The 19,599-nt window shown below is 49.8% G+C and carries 18 protein-coding genes; 5 read left to right on the top strand and 13 right to left on the bottom strand.

Going from position 1 to position 19,599, the window contains the following annotated elements:
* Positions 1-14 precede the first annotated feature (14 nt).
* Positions 15-587: a TRAP transporter small permease gene (locus E8E00_RS03680; RefSeq protein WP_096629426.1), complete on the top strand. Its 573-nt coding sequence runs from the start codon at positions 15-17 to the stop codon at positions 585-587.
* Positions 584-1,975 (top strand): TRAP transporter large permease, encoded by a 1,392-nt coding sequence (locus tag E8E00_RS03685; RefSeq protein WP_096629423.1) that lies wholly within the window; start codon positions 584-586, stop codon positions 1,973-1,975. The genes E8E00_RS03680 and E8E00_RS03685 overlap by 4 nt, the downstream gene beginning before the upstream one ends.
* A gap of 104 nt (positions 1,976-2,079) precedes the next feature.
* On the opposite strand, the gene nhaC is transcribed toward E8E00_RS03685, so the two are convergent.
* On the bottom strand, positions 2,080-3,507 hold the full coding sequence (gene nhaC / locus E8E00_RS03690; protein WP_096629422.1) for a Na+/H+ antiporter NhaC: 1,428 nt from the start codon (positions 3,505-3,507) through the stop codon (positions 2,080-2,082).
* Positions 3,508-4,052: 545 nt separating this feature from the next.
* On the opposite strand from nhaC, the gene asd reads away from it, so the two are divergent.
* Positions 4,053-5,174: an aspartate-semialdehyde dehydrogenase gene (asd, locus tag E8E00_RS03695; RefSeq protein WP_069590083.1), complete on the top strand. Its 1,122-nt coding sequence runs from the start codon at positions 4,053-4,055 to the stop codon at positions 5,172-5,174.
* Between the two features lie 166 nt (positions 5,175-5,340).
* On the opposite strand, the gene sodB is transcribed toward asd, so the two are convergent.
* On the bottom strand, positions 5,341-5,925 hold the full coding sequence (sodB, locus tag E8E00_RS03700) for a superoxide dismutase [Fe] (RefSeq protein WP_069590049.1): 585 nt from the start codon (positions 5,923-5,925) through the stop codon (positions 5,341-5,343).
* A gap of 283 nt (positions 5,926-6,208) precedes the next feature.
* Between sodB and E8E00_RS03705 the strand changes: the two genes are divergently transcribed.
* Entirely contained in the window at positions 6,209-6,547 is a 339-nt protein-coding gene (locus E8E00_RS03705) for a Grx4 family monothiol glutaredoxin (RefSeq protein WP_069590051.1), read from the top strand.
* An 88-nt stretch (positions 6,548-6,635) separates the two neighbouring features.
* Here the strand turns inward: E8E00_RS03705 and E8E00_RS03710 are convergent, their stop codons facing one another.
* From E8E00_RS03710 to rnt, 3 genes are all read right to left on the bottom strand, one after another.
* Positions 6,636-7,958 carry a Na+/H+ antiporter family protein gene (locus tag E8E00_RS03710; protein WP_069590053.1) on the bottom strand — a complete coding sequence of 441 codons (1,323 nt, stop codon included), beginning with the start codon at positions 7,956-7,958 and terminating at the stop codon, positions 6,636-6,638.
* A 313-nt stretch (positions 7,959-8,271) separates the two neighbouring features.
* On the bottom strand, positions 8,272-9,552 hold the full coding sequence (locus E8E00_RS03715) for a porin (RefSeq protein WP_077765014.1): 1,281 nt from the start codon (positions 9,550-9,552) through the stop codon (positions 8,272-8,274).
* Between the two features lie 481 nt (positions 9,553-10,033).
* The gene (gene rnt, locus E8E00_RS03720) at positions 10,034-10,711 is read right to left on the bottom strand and encodes a ribonuclease T (RefSeq protein WP_096629419.1); all 678 of its coding nucleotides are present in this window, start codon (positions 10,709-10,711) and stop codon (positions 10,034-10,036) included.
* Positions 10,712-10,888: 177 nt separating this feature from the next.
* On the opposite strand from rnt, the gene E8E00_RS03725 reads away from it, so the two are divergent.
* Complete coding sequence (locus E8E00_RS03725) at positions 10,889-11,746, top strand: OmpA family protein (RefSeq protein WP_240788872.1); 858 nt, start codon at positions 10,889-10,891, stop codon at positions 11,744-11,746.
* Positions 11,747-11,832: 86 nt separating this feature from the next.
* Here the strand turns inward: E8E00_RS03725 and gloA are convergent, their stop codons facing one another.
* The 8 genes from gloA to rsxA are packed head-to-tail and all read right to left on the bottom strand — an operon-like array spanning position 11,833 to position 19,056.
* On the bottom strand, positions 11,833-12,249 hold the full coding sequence (gene gloA, locus E8E00_RS03730) for a lactoylglutathione lyase (protein ID WP_069590061.1): 417 nt from the start codon (positions 12,247-12,249) through the stop codon (positions 11,833-11,835).
* 44 nt (positions 12,250-12,293) lie between these two features.
* Positions 12,294-12,935: an endonuclease III gene (gene nth, locus E8E00_RS03735; protein ID WP_069590063.1), complete on the bottom strand. Its 642-nt coding sequence runs from the start codon at positions 12,933-12,935 to the stop codon at positions 12,294-12,296.
* A gap of 12 nt (positions 12,936-12,947) precedes the next feature.
* On the bottom strand, positions 12,948-13,649 hold the full coding sequence (locus E8E00_RS03740) for an electron transport complex subunit E (RefSeq protein WP_096629413.1): 702 nt from the start codon (positions 13,647-13,649) through the stop codon (positions 12,948-12,950).
* Positions 13,646-14,281, bottom strand: coding sequence for an electron transport complex subunit RsxG (gene rsxG / locus E8E00_RS03745; protein WP_069590067.1), 636 nt, complete (start codon positions 14,279-14,281; stop codon positions 13,646-13,648). The genes E8E00_RS03740 and rsxG overlap by 4 nt, the downstream gene beginning before the upstream one ends.
* Positions 14,278-15,357: an electron transport complex subunit RsxD gene (gene rsxD / locus E8E00_RS03750; protein WP_069590069.1), complete on the bottom strand. Its 1,080-nt coding sequence runs from the start codon at positions 15,355-15,357 to the stop codon at positions 14,278-14,280. Before rsxD ends, rsxG begins: the two co-directional genes overlap by 4 nt.
* Positions 15,358-15,362: 5 nt before the next feature.
* Positions 15,363-17,900: an electron transport complex subunit RsxC gene (gene rsxC, locus E8E00_RS03755; protein ID WP_096629411.1), complete on the bottom strand. Its 2,538-nt coding sequence runs from the start codon at positions 17,898-17,900 to the stop codon at positions 15,363-15,365.
* A complete protein-coding gene (gene rsxB, locus E8E00_RS03760; RefSeq protein WP_069590072.1) occupies positions 17,900-18,475 on the bottom strand; it encodes an electron transport complex subunit RsxB in 576 nt (191 codons plus the stop codon). The genes rsxC and rsxB overlap by 1 nt, the downstream gene beginning before the upstream one ends.
* Positions 18,472-19,056 (bottom strand): electron transport complex subunit RsxA, encoded by a 585-nt coding sequence (gene rsxA, locus E8E00_RS03765; RefSeq protein ID WP_069590073.1) that lies wholly within the window; start codon positions 19,054-19,056, stop codon positions 18,472-18,474. Before rsxA ends, rsxB begins: the two co-directional genes overlap by 4 nt.
* Positions 19,057-19,599 lie beyond the last annotated feature (543 nt).

Here is a 19,599-nt window from a genome sequence, read left to right on the forward strand (position 1 = left end):
GTAGGGAGTGTAGGATGATCAAGTTCTTGCATCGATTCGAAGAAACCGTCATTGGGCTACTGCTGGTGGCGACGACCTTGTTGGTCTTTGTAGAGGTGGTGCTGCGTTTCTTCTTTAACGAAGGCTTACTTTGGGCACAAGAGGCCACCTTGTATTTATCGGCCTGGATGGTGCTGATTGGCGCGTCATGGGGGATCCGAGAAGGCGCGCATATTGGGGTAGATGCCTTGGTGAAAACCTTTTCACCGTCACTGCAAAAGACAGTGACCTTAATTGCACTGGCGCTCGCGATGGTGTACTGCGTGCTGTTTTTCTATGGCAGTTGGGTCTACCTGAGCAAGATGAAGCTAATTGCGATTGAAATGGAAGACATTCCGATAGAAAAGTGGAAAGCCATGCTGTGCTTGCTGATCGGGTTCGCTTTGCTTGGACTGCGCATGATCACTGTGGCTATCGAAGTCATTCAAGGCAAGCGTCTGGGTTTTGGCTTTGCTGATGAAGCGAAGGATAGCATGCATCTCGCTGAAGAAGGTGTTGAGGGTATGCCAACGCGCCGTTCAGCGGAAGGCAAGGAGGAATCAAAATGACCATTGCGGTTTTGTTTGGGTTATTATTTTTGTGCATGTTCATGGGCATGCCCATTGCCATTGCGTTGGGGTTATCGAGTGTCAGTACTATTTTGCTGTTCTCCAATGATTCCCTGGCCTCGATTTCTCTGAAACTTTTTGAAGCGACGACGCACCATTACACGCTGTTGGCGATTCCTTTTTTCATCCTATCTTCTGCCTTTCTCTCAACAGGAGGAGTGGCGCGTCGGTTAATTAATTTTGCAGTTGATTGCGTCGGCCATGTACGTGGTGGATTAGCGATGGCATCTGTCATGGCGTGCATGCTGTTTGCGGCAGTCTCTGGTTCATCGCCTGCAACGGTTGCAGCCATTGGCTCGATTGTGATTGTTGGTATGGTAAGAGCAGGCTATCCAAAAGCGTTTGCCGCTGGGGTCATCGCCAATGCGGGCACCTTGGGGATATTGATCCCACCGTCAATTGTGATGCTGGTATATGCGGCGGCAACGGAAGTGTCTGCCTCGAAGATGTTTATGGCAGGCTTTATTCCGGGCTTAATGATGGGCGGGATCCTGATGATCGCGATTTACATTGTCGCACGCATTAAAGGCTTACCCTCGCAACCTTTCCCAGGCGTTAGCGCAGTGCTTGGCTCAGGGGCGCGAGCGATGGGCGGACTCATGCTTATCATCATTGTGTTGGGCTCTATCTATGGTGGCATAGCCAGCCCGACTGAAGCGGCTTCAGTTGCGGCTGTGTACGCATGGTTGGTGAGTGTGTGGGGATACCGTGATATCGGACCGCTGAAAGACACCCCGTGGCGTTTTGAGGGCGAGTCATCAATTCGTGCTTGGGGGCGTAATATCGTCCAGCTGCCTTGGGTGATGATACGCTCGGTAACCGATAAAGAAGTGGCCCATGTGGTAAAAGATGCTGCCAAGGTTAGCATTATGCTGCTCTTTATCATTGCCAATGCGATGTTGTTTGCTCATGTGCTGACCACTGAGCGTATTCCACATACCATTGCTGAAAGCATTGTGGCATGGGGGCTGCCTGCATGGGGCTTTTTAATCGTGGTCAATATTCTGCTATTGATTGCGGGAAACTTTATGGAACCGTCGGCGATTTTGTTGATTATGGCGCCGATTTTGTTCCCCATCGCCATGCAGTTGGGCATCGACCCCATTCATTTGGGGATCATTATGGTGGTCAATATGGAAATCGGGATGCTGACCCCACCGGTTGGGCTAAACCTATTTGTGACGGCGGGGATTACTGGTGAGTCCATCGGTTGGGCAATCAAGGCGGCGCTGCCTTGGCTAAGCTTACTACTGGTGTTCTTAATGCTGATTACCTACATTCCGCAAATTTCGCTCTTTTTACCTGAGTACCTCGATTCACTGCGCTAGCGAGAGTTGAGTACTTGGTATGCAAACAAAGAAGGCGCCGAATCGGCGCCTTCTTTATCTTCAGATTGCTCGCGGCGAGCGTGCTTCGCCGCGTGGCAAAAAGATTATGCTTTCTCTGCTGCAGGCGTCATGGTTTCCGCCGCAGTTTGTTTGTCATCTACTTTGTCAACAAACCATCCCATGTAGCTGGTTATGATGGTGACAGCGATACACACAAAGCTTAACCACATGAACGGGGCGTAAGACAGGGTTGCAACACCCAGAATGCTGGCCATGTAGATACCATTGTCACTCCACGGCACCATGCCTGATGTCAGAGTGCCGCCGAACTCAGCATTTCGCGATAGGTTTTTGCGTTGATAACCTAAGCGGTCGTAGTTTTTGGCACAGATTTTTGGTGTCAGAATCAGTGATACATACATCGCTGAGCCAAAAATGTTCCCCATAAACGCCGTACCAATGGTTGAGGTGGCGAGGCTACCTGCGCTGTTAACGCGACGCTCAAACAGATTTGCGATGGTATGTAAAACGCCAACTTTTTCCAGCAATCCGCCGAAACCAAGACCAAACACGATCACCGCAACCGAGCCCAGCATCGATTCCATGCCGCCACGGTTTAAGATGGCATCAATAAAATCGACGCCCGAGGAGATGTGAAAAGGCGCCCACGCGGTGTTGATTGCCTGCACGGGGGTCATGTCTTGCAGCATCACAGCCCATACAATACCCAGTAACGAGCCAAAGCTAATCACAGGGAACGAGGGTAGGCGCATCGCAAGCAATACCAATACCGCCAGAACTGGAATGAAAGAGAGCGGCGTGATTACAAATTGATCTTCCATGGCCAACATCACGGTCTCAACTTGGCCCATGTCCACGTTGCCCGCGTAGTGCCACCCTACAGCGGTAAAGAGGATACCGGTGATGATGTAGCTGATCAGTGCAATAGGCAGCATGCCTTTAATGTGCTCAACGATCTCAACGCCTGACATTGATGAGGCCAAAATCACCGAATCTGAGAGCGGCGACATTTTGTCACCAAAGTAGCAACCAGACAGCACGGCGCCTGCGGTCATGGGAGCAGGAATACCCAACCCTTGTCCAATGCCCATCATTGCGATGCCGGCTGTACCTGCCGAGCCCCAAGAGGTTCCGGTAGCCAATGCGGTGAGGGAACAAATCAACATGGTCGCAAGAAGGAAAATAGAAGGGTGAATTGCTTTTAGACCATAGAAGATAATGGTTGGAACGATACCACCTGCAATCCATGTACCGACTAAGGCACCGACCGAAAGCAGAATAAGCACAGCGCCTAAACCATTTGAGATCCCTTTCGTGGCAGCAGCCTCAAGGTCTTTATATTGATGACCGAGTTTTAGGCCTAATACCATGATCACGAACCAGCCGATAAACAGGGCCAATTGGATCGGGAGATCGAGTTTTGCCGTAAATGAAAACGCTAGCGCGAGAAATATACCGAGCGAGAGAATCACTTGAAAGACTGATGGCAGTCTTGCTTGTTGTGTTGTCATAACCTTAACCTTCTTCACGTCGCACTCCTTGCAAAGCCGTGGGGCGAACGTATCGACATCATTATTGGAAGGTGGACCTAATGTGATAACGCGACTACTCCCTGCGCAATTTACCCCCTTTAACCAGGGCTAAACTCACATCACTCTCCGTGTGTCAGTATCCTATTCCGTTTGTGAGGCGACATACTCTAGCTAACACCGCAAAGAGATGGGAAACATTTTTGCCAGTAATGTGAGTCTTCCGCGAATTAGGTTGCGATTACCGCATTCAGGTTAACCCCAGGGAAAGAGTTGGTTTTAAATTGATTAAAATACGGTTTTCATTTTGTTTCTGTCTGTATGTTTTTTCGTCGTGCATACGTTAAATGTCTTCATACATGTCTGTCTGGATTCCTTTGGTTTGATGAGGGATTGAACAGTTAACGACCTTGACCTGACTCTCGTAAATCGACGTGTTAGTATCAAAAGCGTTTTTTCACTGACCGAACCGTGCTTATCTGGTTAAGCGTTTGGTTCAGTCACACAACATGGAGTGTGAAATTATGATGCGAGTAGGTTTAATTGGCTGGCGTGGCATGGTGGGATCTGTGCTGATGCAGCGTATGGTAGAAGAAAAAGACTTTGACCATATTGAGCCTGTCTTCTTCAGCACCTCACAAGTTGGCATCGCGGCCCCGAATTTCGGCAAAGATGCGGGCATGCTTAAAGATGCTTACGACATTGAGGCCCTCAAAACCCTAGATGCTATTATCACCTGCCAAGGCGGGGATTACACCAACGCGGTTTATCCTAAGTTGCGTCAAGCTGGCTGGAAAGGCTACTGGATTGATGCAGCCTCATCATTGCGAATGGCAGATGATAGTATCATCACCTTGGATCCGATTAACTTTAAACAGATTCAAGCGGGGATCCACGGCGGTACACGCACCTTTGTGGGCGGTAACTGCACCGTTAGCTTAATGCTAATGGGCCTAGGCGGTCTTTACCAATCAGGTTTAGTCGAGTGGATGACGGCACAAACCTATCAAGCCGCGTCTGGCTCTGGCGCGAAGCATATGCGCGAGCTGATCAGTCAAATGGGTGTGATTAATGATGCGGTTAACACCGATCTGGCCAGTCCCGCGACCTCGATTCTCGACATCGACCGTAAAGTCGCCCAGACCCTTCGCTCCGATGATTTCCCTGCCGATAACTTTGGCGTGCCACTAGCGGGCTCACTGATCCCTTGGATTGATGTGAAACGTGATAATGGCCAGAGCAAGGAAGAGTGGAAAGCGACTGTTGAAACCAACAAAATCTTAGGTCTACAAGACAATCCAATCCCTATCGATGGCACTTGCGTACGCATTGGTGCAATGCGTTGTCACAGCCAAGCCTTAACGGTGAAGCTGAAAAAAGCAGTACCAATGGATGAAATCGAAGAGATGATTGGTTCGCACAATGATTGGGTGAAAGTGGTACCTAATGAACGTGAAGTGACCATGACTGACTTGAGCCCAGCGAAGGTGACAGGCACGTTATCGATCCCGGTAGGCCGCCTACGTAAACTGGCAATGGGTGATGATTTCCTCAACGCCTTTACCGTGGGTGACCAACTGCTTTGGGGGGCGGCTGAGCCACTGCGTCGCTCGTTGCGTATTATCTTAGCGGAAACTGCGCAAGATTAATGATGGCTATTTCGCCAAACCAAGCCGCCTATTTGGGCGGCTTTTTATTGCCCATTATTTAATGGTCGTCGCCTGTGAGCTTTAGCCATTGTGTAATGATGAACATGAACCACAAAAAAGGAGGCGATAATCGCCTCCTTTTGACTGGGTATGTGACGTTACGTCATTAAGCGGCGAAGTTTTTCGCGACAAATTCCCAGTTGATCAGTTTCCAGAACGCAGCCATGTAGTCTGGACGTACGTTACGGTAATCGATGTAGTAAGCGTGTTCCCAAACATCAACAGTCATCAGTGGCGTTTCACCGTCGTGAGTCACTGGTGTTTCGGCATTTGAGGTGTTCACGATTGCCACAGAACCGTCCGCTTTTTTGACCAGCCAAGTCCAGCCAGAGCCAAAGTTGTTCACTGCTGAGGTAGTGAACTGAGTTTTGAACTCTTCGAAAGAGCCAAACGCTTTGTTAATTGCATCTGCTAGCTCACCAGTTGGCTCGCCACCGCCGTTCGGGCTTAGGCAATGCCAATAGAAGGTGTGGTTCCACACTTGAGCTGCGTTGTTGAAGACACCGCCTGAAGAGGTTTTGATGATGTCTTCAAGTGATTTACCTTCGAATTCAGTCCCTTCGATCAGACCATTCAGCTTAACCACGTACGTGTTGTGGTGTTTGCCATAGTGATACTCGAGGGTTTCTTTTGAAATGTGTGGCTCTAGCGCGTCTTTCGCGTAAGGCAGTTCAGGTAGTTGGAATGACATTGCTTATATCTCCGTTTTTATATGGGGAGTGCTTCCTGTAGTCCGACACCGACAGTATCTAAAGTGGTAATGCTCTCAGCTGATACCGCTGTAAAACATTACCTCATGGCGGTGTGGCTACTCTTTTTCGTTTTGCTCCGCCTAGTTTAGCAAGTTTTTACTTTATTAAAAGGATAGCGGCAAAATTTTTGTTGCTAATCCCACAATGGATTTAGGCATTTTTTTCCAATCGGTTAGCAAGTAGAATCAAGGATAAGACTCAAAGACAGTGTTCGAGGAAGCAATGGAAACGATTGATAAGATTAAGCAGCAAATCGAAGAAAATGCGATTCTGCTATATATGAAAGGCTCTCCTAAGCTGCCAAGTTGTGGTTTTTCATCACAAGCATCACAAGCGCTGATGGCATGTGGTGAAAAGTTTGCTTATGTAGACGTACTCCAAAACCCAGATATCCGCGCTGAACTACCCGTTTATGCCCAGTGGCCAACCTTTCCACAGCTTTGGGTTGAGGGTGAATTAGTCGGCGGTTGTGACATTATTTTGGAAATGTTCCAAAAGGGTGAGTTACAGCCACTCGTCAAAGAAGCGGCAGAGCGTCGCGACGCGAGCGAAAATGAGTGATTGAGAAGATAGTCATTCGCTGAAGTATGTAAAAAGCCACGTTGAGAAACGTGGCTTTTTTATTTATCGCTGACAGAGGCCTTTGCGATTACAGCACCATCGCCGCTAACCAGCCAAAGGCAATCAGAGGTAGGTTATAGTGGATAAAGGTAGGAACCACTGTATCCCAAATATGCTCGTGCTGTCCGTCGGCATTGAGCCCTGATGTTGGACCTAACGTCGAGTCGGATGCTGGGGAGCCCGCATCACCAAGCGCGGCAGCCGTGCCGACCAATGCGATAGTCGCCATTGGTGAGAAACCAAACGCCAAAGACAATGGCACATAGATGGTTGCGATAATCGGAATGGTCGAGAACGATGAGCCAATGCCCATGGTCACCAATAAGCCAACGACCAACATCAGAAACGCGGCTAGCGGCTTGTTGTCGCCAATTGAGCCAGATAAGGAGCTGACGAGCGATTCAACCCCGCCGGTGGCCTTCATCACCGCCGCAAATCCCGCTGCCGTGATCATGATAAAGCCGATCATGGCCATCATGTGGACCCCTTTGGTGAACACATCTTGGGTGTCTTTCCAGCGGATCACGCCGCCAAAGGTAAATACCATAAAGCCGGCTAATGAGCCCACAATCATTGAGCCCGCCATCAGCTGAACGCTTAGAGCGGCGACAATTGCGACGCCAGCGACCCAAAGATTTCGTGACTCAACCTGATTGTTTTCAGGTTCTGCATCGAGAATTGCGCCTTCCTGATACTGCCGTGGCTTGCGATAGCTAATAAAAGTGGCGATCAGTAAGCCCACGACCATGCCAGCGGCGGGAAGCAACATTGCAGTTGGTACTTGAGCAGCAACCACATCGAGGCCATTTTCATTCAGGTTTTTGAGCAAAATGTTGTTCAAAAAGATGCCACCAAAGCCAACGGGTAATACCATATACGGCATAATTAAACCGAAGGTTAGCACACAAGCCACCAAGCGGCGATCGAGCTTTAAGCGTTGGAACACATGCAGTAACGGTGGGATCACAATAGGAATAAATGCAATGTGTACGGGGATCGCGTTCTGAGACGAAATGGCGAGTAAGCCGAGTAAAATTAAGACAAGATACTTGAATGTGGTTGTCGCAGCGTCGGTTGGGCGTGCATTGAGTTTACGGATGACCGCATGGGCGAGCACATCTGTGATACCTGAGCGGCTAATCGCCACGGCAAATGTGCCAAGCATGGCATAACTCAGAGCAATAGTGGCGCCGCCACCTAATCCACCTTCAAAGGCGCTGATGGTGTCTGACAAGCTCAAGCCGCCAACCAATCCACCTAAGACGGCGCTAAATGTCAACGCAACCACGACATTGACGCGCATTAGCGCCAGTGCCAGCATGACACAGACCGAAATAACTACCGGGTTCATGAAAACTTTCCTGTTATGGGCATTGTGACTGCAGCTATGCTGCGGGGTCTATCTATGGTTTTGTAATTAAGCCACCCAGTTTGCGCAAAAATTTGTCTGTGTCGAGGGGGAATCGACTTTTTTTGTTATTTTATTTCATCAAAAAAAGAGAAGGTCGCTAAAGCGCTAAAAAATTGGCTTGCCAGTTTGTTTGGTTGTCTACCTATGCGGCAGGTTGATTAATGCAGCAGAAAAGGTTTTTATTATTTCGACATGAACAAAAAAACGGCCAACATAAAGCTGGCCGTTTGATACGAGTATTTGCTGATTGAGGTTAGAACAAGTAGTTCAACTGCAACCCGTAGATATACGCGTCACCACCGGCTGAGAAGTCAGTCGCGGATGTTGCGGAGGTTGAGCTCAATCTTTCATTACCATTCACTTTATCGCCGTCTAGGTAAGCAAAGCCAGCATCAATAGAGAGGTTGTCATTTGCGGTATAGGTTGCACCTAGACTCCACCAGTGACGATCAGAATCTGGGATGCTCAACGTACGTGTTTCTGCAGGAACTGGACTCTCGTCGTAAGCATAGCCCGCGCGGAAGGCCCAATTTTTATCCATGGTATAAGTTCCGCCCAGCGCATAGCGCCAGCTATTATCCCAGTTCTCCTCTTTTTGGAAACAGACGCCATTAGTCACCGTACACCCGGAGCCGGTTGCTTTCAGCTCCTTGAAGCTATCCCAACCTATATACATTGCACTGTAATGCACGGCAAATTGTTGGTTAAGCTGGTGGAAACCGGAAAACTCAATGATTTCTGGTAAGTTGAGGTCGAGTTCGCCAGACACTTTTTTATTCGGGGTGCCGGTTTGTAGACCTGTGCCGTCGGTATAATCGCCGTCTAGGGTGATATCAGACTGTGCACGATACGAAAGCCCAAACCGATTATCCTCATCTATTTCCCAAAGTACCCCTAGATTCCAGCCAAACCCCCAGCCGTCGCCAGCAAGCTTAGCAACTTGATCTGTTGGGCTTCCGCCAACAGTACCAGCTAGTGCACCTTTCTGACGTTTAAGTTCAGCATCCGCATAAATCGCGCTGATACCGGCACCAATACTCCATTGCTCGTTGATTTTATAAGCAATATTAGGGTTAAAGTTCATCGTAACCAGCTCGGTTGAGCCAGCAATGGATCCGGCGTAAAAATCTTTAGGGTAATCAGTTGACAAACCGAAGTTTGAAAAGGCTGAAAAACCAACGACTAACTTATCATTAATAGGATGAATGATATGTAGGTTTGGCACGTATTCAGTCGGCGCAATATCCTTAGCTTCTGTATCTAAACCTCCTGAAACCGCAGGACTTACATCCGCATGCACGTCTGGGTCAATGATACTTAAACCACCCGAAAACGCGGTGGTATTGAAGCGGGTTAGGGCGGCAGCATTTCGTGCGCCGACTGCCGCATTATCCGCAATCGCGGCTTCACCTGCAAAGGCTCGCCCCAAACCGGATACCGAGGTTTCTGACACTTGGAAGCCGGCACTATGAGCTTGCACGGCTAGCAAAGATAAACTGGTTGCCACTAGCGATTTTTTAAATAGTGATGACATAGCGCGCCTCACTCCTTTATTAATTTAGCTTCTTGTCCTTTTGGGCCGCCCCCTTCCGCGCCCATGTTCTCTGAGCTACAAAAGTGGTCGGATGTTATTCACGACTAATAGTGGCACCGATTTGCTATTTGTTAAAGGGAGGTTTCAAAAGGGAAAGCTAAGTGATATGCGATAACTGTTAGCATGCGTTTGTATTGGACGTTTTAAGTAAAAACTCTACTCAGTGATTTAGTGAAATCTTTATTGATTTTACGCCTTTTTTCTAGCTGTGCTTTGTTGCGCATGCTTTGTGTGCCTGTTTAAGTTCTCTCTGTGGAAGTGTTTAGGTAAGGTGATAATTAGATCGCAAAAATGTGACGCCAAACATATTGTTAACAAACTGAGTAGGGCGTATTTAAGGCTTAAGAGCGCAGAGTCGAGGGAAGATGTCTGAGTGAAAAAAGCGACCCGATTGGGTCGCGTCATGCATGGATTAATAATCTTATGTCTCCGATGTGGTCGATGTATCGCTGTTCTCGGGCGTGATGGCAAGTGGCCAGCCGCCTAGGCGTTTCCAGCGATTAACTATCTCACAGAAGAGCTCTGCGGTGCGCTCAGTATCATAAAGGGCGCTATGTGCTTCTTTATTGTCGAATGCAATCTCAGCGGCTTGGCAGGCTTTTGCTAATACCGTTTGTCCGAGCGCAAGCCCACTGAGAGCCGCCGTATCAAATGTCGCAAAAGGATGGAAAGGGTTGCGCTTTAATTGCGCGCGTTCAGCGGCGGCCATGACGAAGCTGTGATCAAAGTTTGCATTGTGGGCGACCATGATCGCGCGCTGGCACTCTGCCGCCTTTTGCTCTTTACGGATCAGCTTAAAAATCTCGCGCAGAGCTTCTCCTTCATCAACCGCGCCACGCAGTGGGCTAAATGGGTCTCGAATGCCAGTAAATTCGAGCGCCGCTGGCTCAAGGTTTGCGCCTTCAAATGGCGTGACATGAAAGTGAATAGTTTTATCTGTGGTCAGCCAGCCTTGTTCATCCATTTTTAGGGTGACGGCGCAGATTTCTAACAAAGCATCGGTTTTTGCGTTAAATCCTGCGGTTTCTACGTCCACAACAACAGGAAAATAGCCGCGGAAACGGGCTTTAAGACTATTTGGATCGAGATCTTGGCTCATGCAGTCGTCACTTTACTGGGAAGAATAAAAGCGTGATTATCGCAAATCGCGGCGTTAAGCTAAAGTCGGCGTGACTCACGTCGATATCTTAAGTTACACACTGCGCTAAAGCGTAAAGAGAGTATGATGCGAAAATCGGTTTTTAGGACAACGAGTCGCCCGTCGGTGCTCGGGATAGTGTTTGCAGTCAGCGGCCTATGGTTGGCGTTACCCGCGTGGGCGAACAAGCTCTACGTCGCGCCATTAGGGGCGTCTAATTGGACGGTCACTATAGATACGCCGATTGAGTGTCGCTTGGAGCACACCATCCCTCGCTATGGGCACGCATCATTTACCTCTCGCGCCAGTAAAGAGATGAATTTAGACTTTGAGCTGGATATGCAGCGTCCGATGGGAAAAACCGCAGATGTTTCTTTGCTCTCTATGCCCGCAGACTGGATGCCTGGTGAGCCGGCGAAATATATGGATCAACTGAAGTTCTTCAAGCAATTTGATGGTTATGTTGGCGGACAAACGGCGTGGGCGATGCTCAGTGAGTTAGAAGATGGGCGCTTCCCTACCTTTAGCTTTCAAGATTGGCAACGACAACAGCAGCGTGTTGATATTGCGCTGTCTGCAGTGGCGTTTGGTGCGCCATATCATGAGTTTAGCCGTTGCTTAAACAGCCTACTGCCATATGCGTTTGAAGATATTTCATTTACGGTGCTGCGGTATCAGGAAAACAGTGATGAACTGACGAAAGCGAGTATGCAGCGCCTGACACAGATCGCAGAGTTTGTTCGTTACAGTGACGATATCGATCTTATCCTTGTGGCAACGTATTCGGACTCTCGCGGGACACGTGCCGCTAACCAACAAATGTCTGAACGGCGAGCCAAAAAGCTACGCGACTATTTTACGTCTCTTGGACTTCCTGAAGATAGGATTACGGTGGAAGCCTATGGGGAGCGACGTCCAATTGCGGATAATGAAGACCCGATTGGGCGAAGTAAGAACCGACGCGTGGTGATCTCTTTGGGACGGACCTTGCTGTAGCCCTGATTGAATGTCAAAAAGCCCAGCATGACTGCTGGGCTTTCGATTCTCACCACGGTCTAAGTCGTGGTAATTAACCGCGCTAGTTAGCCGTTTAGGCCGGCAGACGCGCTTTTGTTCTGGATCAGCTCGAGCTTGTAACCGTCTGGGTCAGTCACAAAGGCAATTTCAGTACTGCCACCTTTTACTGGGCCTGGCTCACGGGTAATGTTTCCACCAGCCTGACGGATTTGCTCACAGGTCGCGTAGATGTCGTCGACACCAATGGCGATATGACCAAATGCGTTGCCATGATCATAGTCGCTCTCGCCCCAGTTATAAGTGAGCTCAATCACCGCTCCTTCAGATTCATCACTGTAGCCGACAAAAGCCAAGCTATATTTGTATTGCTCATTTTCATTGGTGCGCAGTAGGCGCATTCCCATCACCTCAGTGTAGAACTTGATGGCGCGATCAAGGTCTCCCACACGGATCATGGTATGTAAAATTCTGCCGTTCGACATGACGTTGCTCCTTTTTTCGTTTACCAGTCACTAACCTGTAGCGGTTAGCTTTCGGGGTAGACTTTCTCTTTGTATTCACACAGATCTTCAATGATGCAACTCCCGCAGCGCGGCTTGCGCGCTAGGCAGGTGTAGCGTCCATGCAGAATAAGCCAATGATGAACATCAACTTTGAATTCTTTTGGCACCACCTTGAGCAGCTTTTCTTCTACGTCATTCACGTTTTTGCCCACAGCAAACTTGGTGCGATTGGAGACGCGGAAAATATGCGTATCGACCGCAATAGTGGGCCAACCGAATGCTGTATTGAGCACCACGTTGGCCGTTTTACGACCGACACCGGGTAGGGCTTCCAAGGCTTCTCTGTTTTCAGGCACTTCGCCTTGGTGCTTTTCGACCAAGATGCGGCAGGTTTTAATCACGTTTTCTGCTTTTGAGTTAAACAGCCCGATGGTCTTGATGTACTGTTTAACGCCTTCAACGCCTAAATCCAGTAACCCCTGTGGTGTATTGGCTACCGGGTAGAGCTTTGCCGTGGCTTTATTCACGCTCACGTCTGTTGCTTGTGCTGAGAGTAACACTGCAATAAGCAACTCAAAAGGGGTTGACCAGTTCAACTCCGTTTGAGGATTAGGGTTATTATCTCTCAGTCGTTCTAGTATCTCTTGACGCTTTTGTTTGTTCATCGTGCTACTCAGTTACTGATTCCCTGTGATCCGCGCGCGCTCGATAACAGGCTTTTGGTCTTTTTCTGTTTTGCTGGCCAAGTGTTTATCAATAATATTTTTCAGCGCAATGAGAAACCCGACCGCAAGGAAAGCGCCGGGGGGCAAAATGGCGAGCAAAAAGCTGGTGTCAAATTGAAAAATCTCAATCCTGAGCGTAGCGGCCCACTCCCCGAGCAATAGGTCAGCACCATCAAATAAAGTGCCATTGCCCAAGATTTCGCGGATGGCGCCAAGAATCACGAGAGCAGCGGTCATTCCTGTTCCCATCCAAAAGCCATCACTGATTGATAGTCCTACAGGATTTTTAGAGGCGAAGGCCTCTGCACGACCAATAATGATGCAGTTGGTGACGATTAACGGGATAAAAATCCCTAGCGATTGATAAAGGCCGAAGGCATAGGCATTCATCACCAACTGCACACAGGTTACCAAAGAGGCAATAACCATCACGAAAATCGGGATGCGGACTTCTTTGGGCACCCAATCACGAATGACAGACACAATAAGGTTTGAGCCGACGAGGACCGCGAGGGTGGCCACTCCCAAACCGAGAGCGTTAGTGACGGTTGCTGATACCGCCAACAGTGGGCATAAACCTAACAGTTGCACGAAGGCCGGGTTGTTGCTCCACAAGCCGTTTTTCATCAACTCTTTATGGGCGGCGTTCATCATTGACCTCCACAATTAATCGGCTGATTGATCAGTACATCTTGATTTTGGCTGACATACCAAGCAGCCTTTTTCACCGCTTTAACCACGGCTCGAGGCGTGATTGTCGCACCGGTAAATTGGTCGAATTGTCCGCCATCTTTGCGCACAGCCCAACGATTATCGTTCTCTGCCGTCACTTTTTTACCCGCAAAGCTTTGCACCCAATCTGAAACACGAATATCGACTTTATCACCCAGCCCGGGTGTTTCGTTGTGGGCAAGAACACGCACACCCAGTACATTATGACTGGTGGCGTCCATCCCAATGAGCACGCTAATCGCGCCATTGTAACCATCGGGAGCAATGGCTTGGATGGCCACTGCGGTGACTGTGTCATTTTGGGTGGCAACGTAAAAAGGCTGTGCTTCGTCGGTGCCTAGTGCATCGGCATTTTGAATCAAACGACAGGTCTTGTGTAAGGCGTTGTCGTGCATTGACTCAGGGATCACTTGGTTCAGAGCCTTCGCCAATTGTCTTTGTTGTTGCTCTTGAATCGTGTCTTCGGTGAGCGTATGCGTAATAGCAACTAACGCGGTGGAGAGCAGTGCCGCTATCGCAAGGATCCCACCGTGTTTGCGAATGGTTTCAATCATGATTGTGACTTCTTCTCTGCACGTTTATGGGTGTGACCATAGGTACGTGGCTTGGTGTAATAATCAATCAAAGGGACGCACAAATTGGCAATAATCACGGCGAAAGCGACACCGTCTGGGTAACCGCCCCAAGTACGAATTAAGAAAACCAATACCCCAATAATACCGCCGAACCACAAACGCCCTTTATCAGTGGTGGAGGCAGAAACAGGATCCGTGGCGATAAAAAACGCCCCGAGCATGGTTGCACCCGATAAGAGGTGAACGAGCGGAGAGGCTAACTGGTCGGGCGCAATCAAATGGCCGAGTAACGCGCAGGCCAGCAAGGTGGATAGCATGGCAACTGGAATATGCCAGTTGATGATGCCGCGTTGAATTAGCACCAATCCGCCCACCAAATATAGGGCATTTACCCATGCCCACCCTTCGCCAGCAATGGCACTGAAAATAGGCTGTTGAAGTGCTTCGCTGACCGTTTTACCCCCAGCGAGTGCTGTTTTAATCGTATCGAGTGGCGTGGCCATAGTGATGCCATCAGCGGTCATGCGTAATTGGTTAACGCTAAAGCCGTCTAAGGTGAAACCACTGAAAATTGCAGATAACGCATCGCCTAAGGTGAGTGGATTGGCGGCGAGACTCTCTGGCGGAAGCCAAGTGGTCATTTGAACAGGAAATGAGATCAAAAGCACCACATAGCCAACCATGGCAGGGTTGAATAGATTCTGCCCCAAGCCGCCATAAATATGCTTCGCTACAACAATTGAAAACAGCGTACCAATCACGATGACCCACCAAGGCGCGAGCGGTGGAATGGCCACAGCGAGCAGAAATGCGGTGAGTAGCGCACTATTATCACGCAAATAAGCAAGCGGGGAGCGTTGACGAAGTCGCATAACGACCGCTTCAGCTGCCCATGCTGTCGAGATGGCAAGTGCCAACTGAATGATGACTCCCCAACCAAAGAAGTACCACTGGGCCGCCAAACCAGGTAGCGCACACAGAAGGACTGTAAGCATGATTTGACTGGTTGAACGCTTGTTGTGGGCGTGCGGAGAGCTAGCAATAAAAAACGCCACGGCAATTATTCCTTATCTTCACTGGTTTGTTGGGCAGCTTTTCTCGCTTTAGCGCGCGCGACGGCGGCTGCCACAGCTGCTTTCTTATCGTTTTGTTGCTCAGCGGATGGTGTGGGCGCTTGATGGCTTACCTCACTGTCCGTTGATTCTTGCTGTGCCGCTTTTCGGGCTTTAGCGAGGGCGACGGCCGCGGCCACCGCCGCTTTTTTATCATCCGCATCGGTGCTGTCTGATGTTGCAGAAGCTGGTTTAGCAGGCGCATCAGATTGCTCAGCCGCTTTACGCGCTTTGGCACGGGCGACGGCCGCGGCCACCGCCGCTTTTTTATCATCCGCATCGGTGCTGTCTGATGTTGCAGAAGCTGGTTTAGCAGGCGCATCAGATTGCTCAGCCGCTTTACGCGCTTTGGCACGGGCGACGGCCGCGGCCACCGCCGCTTTTTTATCATCCGCATCGGTGCTGTCTGATGTTGCAGAAGCTGGTTTAGCAGGCGCATCAGATTGCTCAGCCGCTTTACGCGCTTTGGCACGGGCGACGGCCGCGGCCACCGCCGCTTTTTTATCATCCGCATCGGTGCTGTCTGATGTTGCAGAAGCTGGTTTAGCAGGCGCATCAGATTGCTCAGCCGCTTTACGCGCTTTGGCACGGGCGACGGCCGCTGCGACCGCCGCTTTTTTATCACTTGCATCGGTGCTGTCTGATGTTGCGGAAGCTGGTTTCGCAGGCGCATCGGATTGCTCAGCCGCTTTGCGTGCTTTGGCGCGGGCGATTGCAGCGGCGACTGCATCTTTCTTTTCGCTGTTTTGATCTGCCTCTACAGGCGTTACAGCAGCTTTTGCTGCCTTTCGCTCACGAGCTTGCTGCTTGCGTGCCTCTCGCAGCTTTATCATTTCGCTGTTGTCGGGCGTTTCTTGTCCCGCTTTAGCGGCCTCTGCTTGTTTTGCTTTAGCGCGAGCAATGGCTGCTGCAACGGCGGGTTTTACGTCACTGTTTTGCTGGGCGGCTTTTTTCGCTTTAACACGTTCAACAGCGGCTGCGAGTGCATCATTGTTGCCTGCATTCTGCTGAGCGGCTTGCTTGCGCCGTTCTGCTGCTTGGCGGTGTCGCTCTTCACGCTCTTGCTTTTCGCGCTCCATACGTGCTTTTTTGGCCTCAAAGCGTTGACGTGCGCGCTCGGCGGCCTCTTTCTCTGCTTCTATTTCACGTATTTCAGCTTTTGCTTGGCGATAGTATTGCACCAAGGGGATTTCGCTTGGGCACACGTATGCACAAGCTCCACACTCGATACAATCGAATAAATCGTAATCTTGGCACTTGTCGTAGTCTTGGTCTTTGGCGTACCACTGCAATTGCTGAGGAAGCAAATTGACAGGGCAGGCGTCAGCACAAGCGCTACAGCGAATACAGGCCATTTCCTGCTGAGCAGGGGCGATTTCACGGCGAGTGGGGACCAATATACAGTTAGTGGTTTTGGTGACGGGAACCTCGTCATGAGGCGCCGTAAAGCCCATCATGGGGCCGCCGATAATCACACGGGGTAATTTTTTATCTTGCTTGTAGCCATGCTGGGCAAGCAAAAACGCAATGGGTGTGCCTAATAATGCCCAGCGGTTTTGCTGTGTTTGTAACGTTTTCCCCGTAAGGGTGACGACACGTTGAATCAAGGGCTCGCCATCAATTACCGCACGCTTAATCGCGTAGGTCGTTCCGATGTTTTGCATTAGCACACCAATACTGGCGGGAAACGCTTTGGCGGGTACTTCCTTACCCGTGATCAGTTTGATCAGTTGCTTTTCACCGCCTGATGGATACTTGGTGGGCACTACTTGAATTAAGATCTCTTGCTCAGCTTGTGCTGCCGCTGCTTTTAATGCTGCGATGGCCTCGGGTTTATTGTCCTCAATGCCAATGACGGCAAGTTTGGGTTTGACAATATGCATGAGGATCTGGGTGCCGGTGATGATTTCGTTGGCACAATCTTGCATCAAACGATCATCTGCCGTGATGTAAGGCTCGCACTCTGCCGCGTTGATAATCAGGATCTCGGTGCGGGCGACGCCACTTTGTAGTTTGCGTGCAGTCGGGAAGCCTGCGCCTCCCATGCCGGCAATGCCCATGGCACGAATATGGTTGATCAGCTGTTCTGGAGCTTGTTCGCGATATTGCCGTAAATGTGGCTTTGGTCCCCAAGTATCTTTGCCATCCGGTGCGATAACCACACATTGATCCGATAAGCCCGATGGGTGCGCGATGGTTCTGTCTTCAATCGCGATCACTTTTCCTGACGTTGGGGTGTGGATGGGAACGCATTGCTGCATATCGGTTTCGGTCAGTGGCTGGCCGGCTAAGACCTGATCGCCAACCTTGACCAGCAGTTTACCCTTGCTGCCAATGTGTTGTTTAAGCGGTAGTACCAAGGTTTCTGGCATGGCTACCGGTAAAATGGCGCTGTGATTGGACTGTTTTTTGTTTTCAGGAGGATGAATGCCGCCATGGAAGTCCCAAACTTGGCCGTGTTTGATTTGCTCAATAAGGCTTAACATCAAGCTTGTGCTCCCTGTTTATTTGTCACGTCAACCACAGGAATTTGTTCCAGTTTCCACTTCCAAGTTTCCGGTGTGTCTTGTACCGGAATCATTTCAATACAATCTGTGGGGCAAGGGGCCACACACAGGTCACATCCGGTACAGTCTTGCTCGATAACGGTATGCATCGCTTTTGTACTACCCACGATGGCATCCACTGGGCAGGCTTGGATACACTTGGTACAACCAATACAGTCTTCTTCGTGGATAAAGGCGACTTTTTTGACGCTTTTTTCTTCGTCATGCGCAAGTTCTGTTGCTTCGACACCCATCAAGTCGGCTAAGTTCTCAATGGTTTGTTGGCCGCCGGGCGGGCACTTATTGATATCATCGCCGTTTGCAATGGCCTCGGCATAGGGACGGCAGCCCGGATAGCCACATTGGCCGCATTGGGTTTGGGGTAAAATCGCGTCAATTTGATCCACGATTGGGTCCGCATCCACTTTAAAGCGGATCGACGCAAAACCGAGGATGGCACCAAAGATGGCTGCCAGTGCCGCAATAACCACAACGGCAATAACAATTCCACTCATGACAACTTCACCAATCCTGTAAAGCCCATAAAGGCGAGAGACATTAACCCGGCCGTGATCATTGCCACTGAGGCGCCGCGAAACGGAGCGGGTACGTCAGCGGCCGCAATACGCTCACGCATGGCGGCAAAAAGCACCAGCACCAACGAGAAACCACAAGCTGCACCGAACCCATAGATGATGGATTCGATAAAACTGTGTTGTTGCTTGATATTAAGCAGCGCGACCCCAAGAACGGCGCAGTTCGATGTAATCAAAGGCAGGAACACGCCAAGCAAGCGGTACAGAGTGGGACTAGTTTTGTGCACTACCATTTCGGTAAATTGCACAACGACTGCGATGACCAAGATAAAACTCAGTGTTCGCAGATAACCCAGTTCAAGTGGGACCAGTATATAGGTTTCAACCAAATATGAGCTCACCGAGGCAAGGGTCAGCACAAACGTCGTTGCCAGACCCATACCTATTGCAGTTTCCAGTTTTTTTGAAACGCCCATAAATGGACACAGGCCCAAAAACTCCACCAGTACGAAGTTGTTGACCAATACCGTGCCCACTAAAAGCAACAAATACTCAGCCATGCTGTTTAATCATTTAATGTTTTTGTGATCTGCCTATTATCGGCCTTTGGCGCGGCTATAACAACCGCTGTAAAGCAGGGTTTTTGTGTTGGCTCGTGTAAGGACTACGTAACGGACTACCACAACGCTTACTTGAGGGTAGTGGATGGGACAATCAGACGATCAGTTTTGTGGTGGTGCAAAAAAGCGCAGCGGCTTGGAGAGTGATTAAGAAAGACCTGCGACATAATCTGCACCGCAGACAGGGTAAACACTTAGAGACAATATCGATGCGATAAGGAAGGTGGCTCCCCCTGCGGGAGTCAACGGGGACGCCTAGTCCTGCGACATAATCTGCGCCGCAGACAGGGTAAACACTTAGAGATAATATCGATGCGATAAGGAAGGTGGCTCCCCCTGCGGGAGTCAACGGGGACGCCTAGTCCTGCGACATAATCTGCGTAGCAGAGAGGGTAAACACTTAGAGACAATATCGGTGTGATAAGGAAGGTGGCTCCCCCTGCGGGAGTCAACGGGGACGCCATGTAATGGACGCCTAGTCCT

The organism is Salinivibrio sp. YCSC6 (assembly GCF_004916735.1).
GTDB classification, from domain to species: Bacteria; Pseudomonadota; Gammaproteobacteria; order Enterobacterales; family Vibrionaceae; genus Salinivibrio; species Salinivibrio proteolyticus.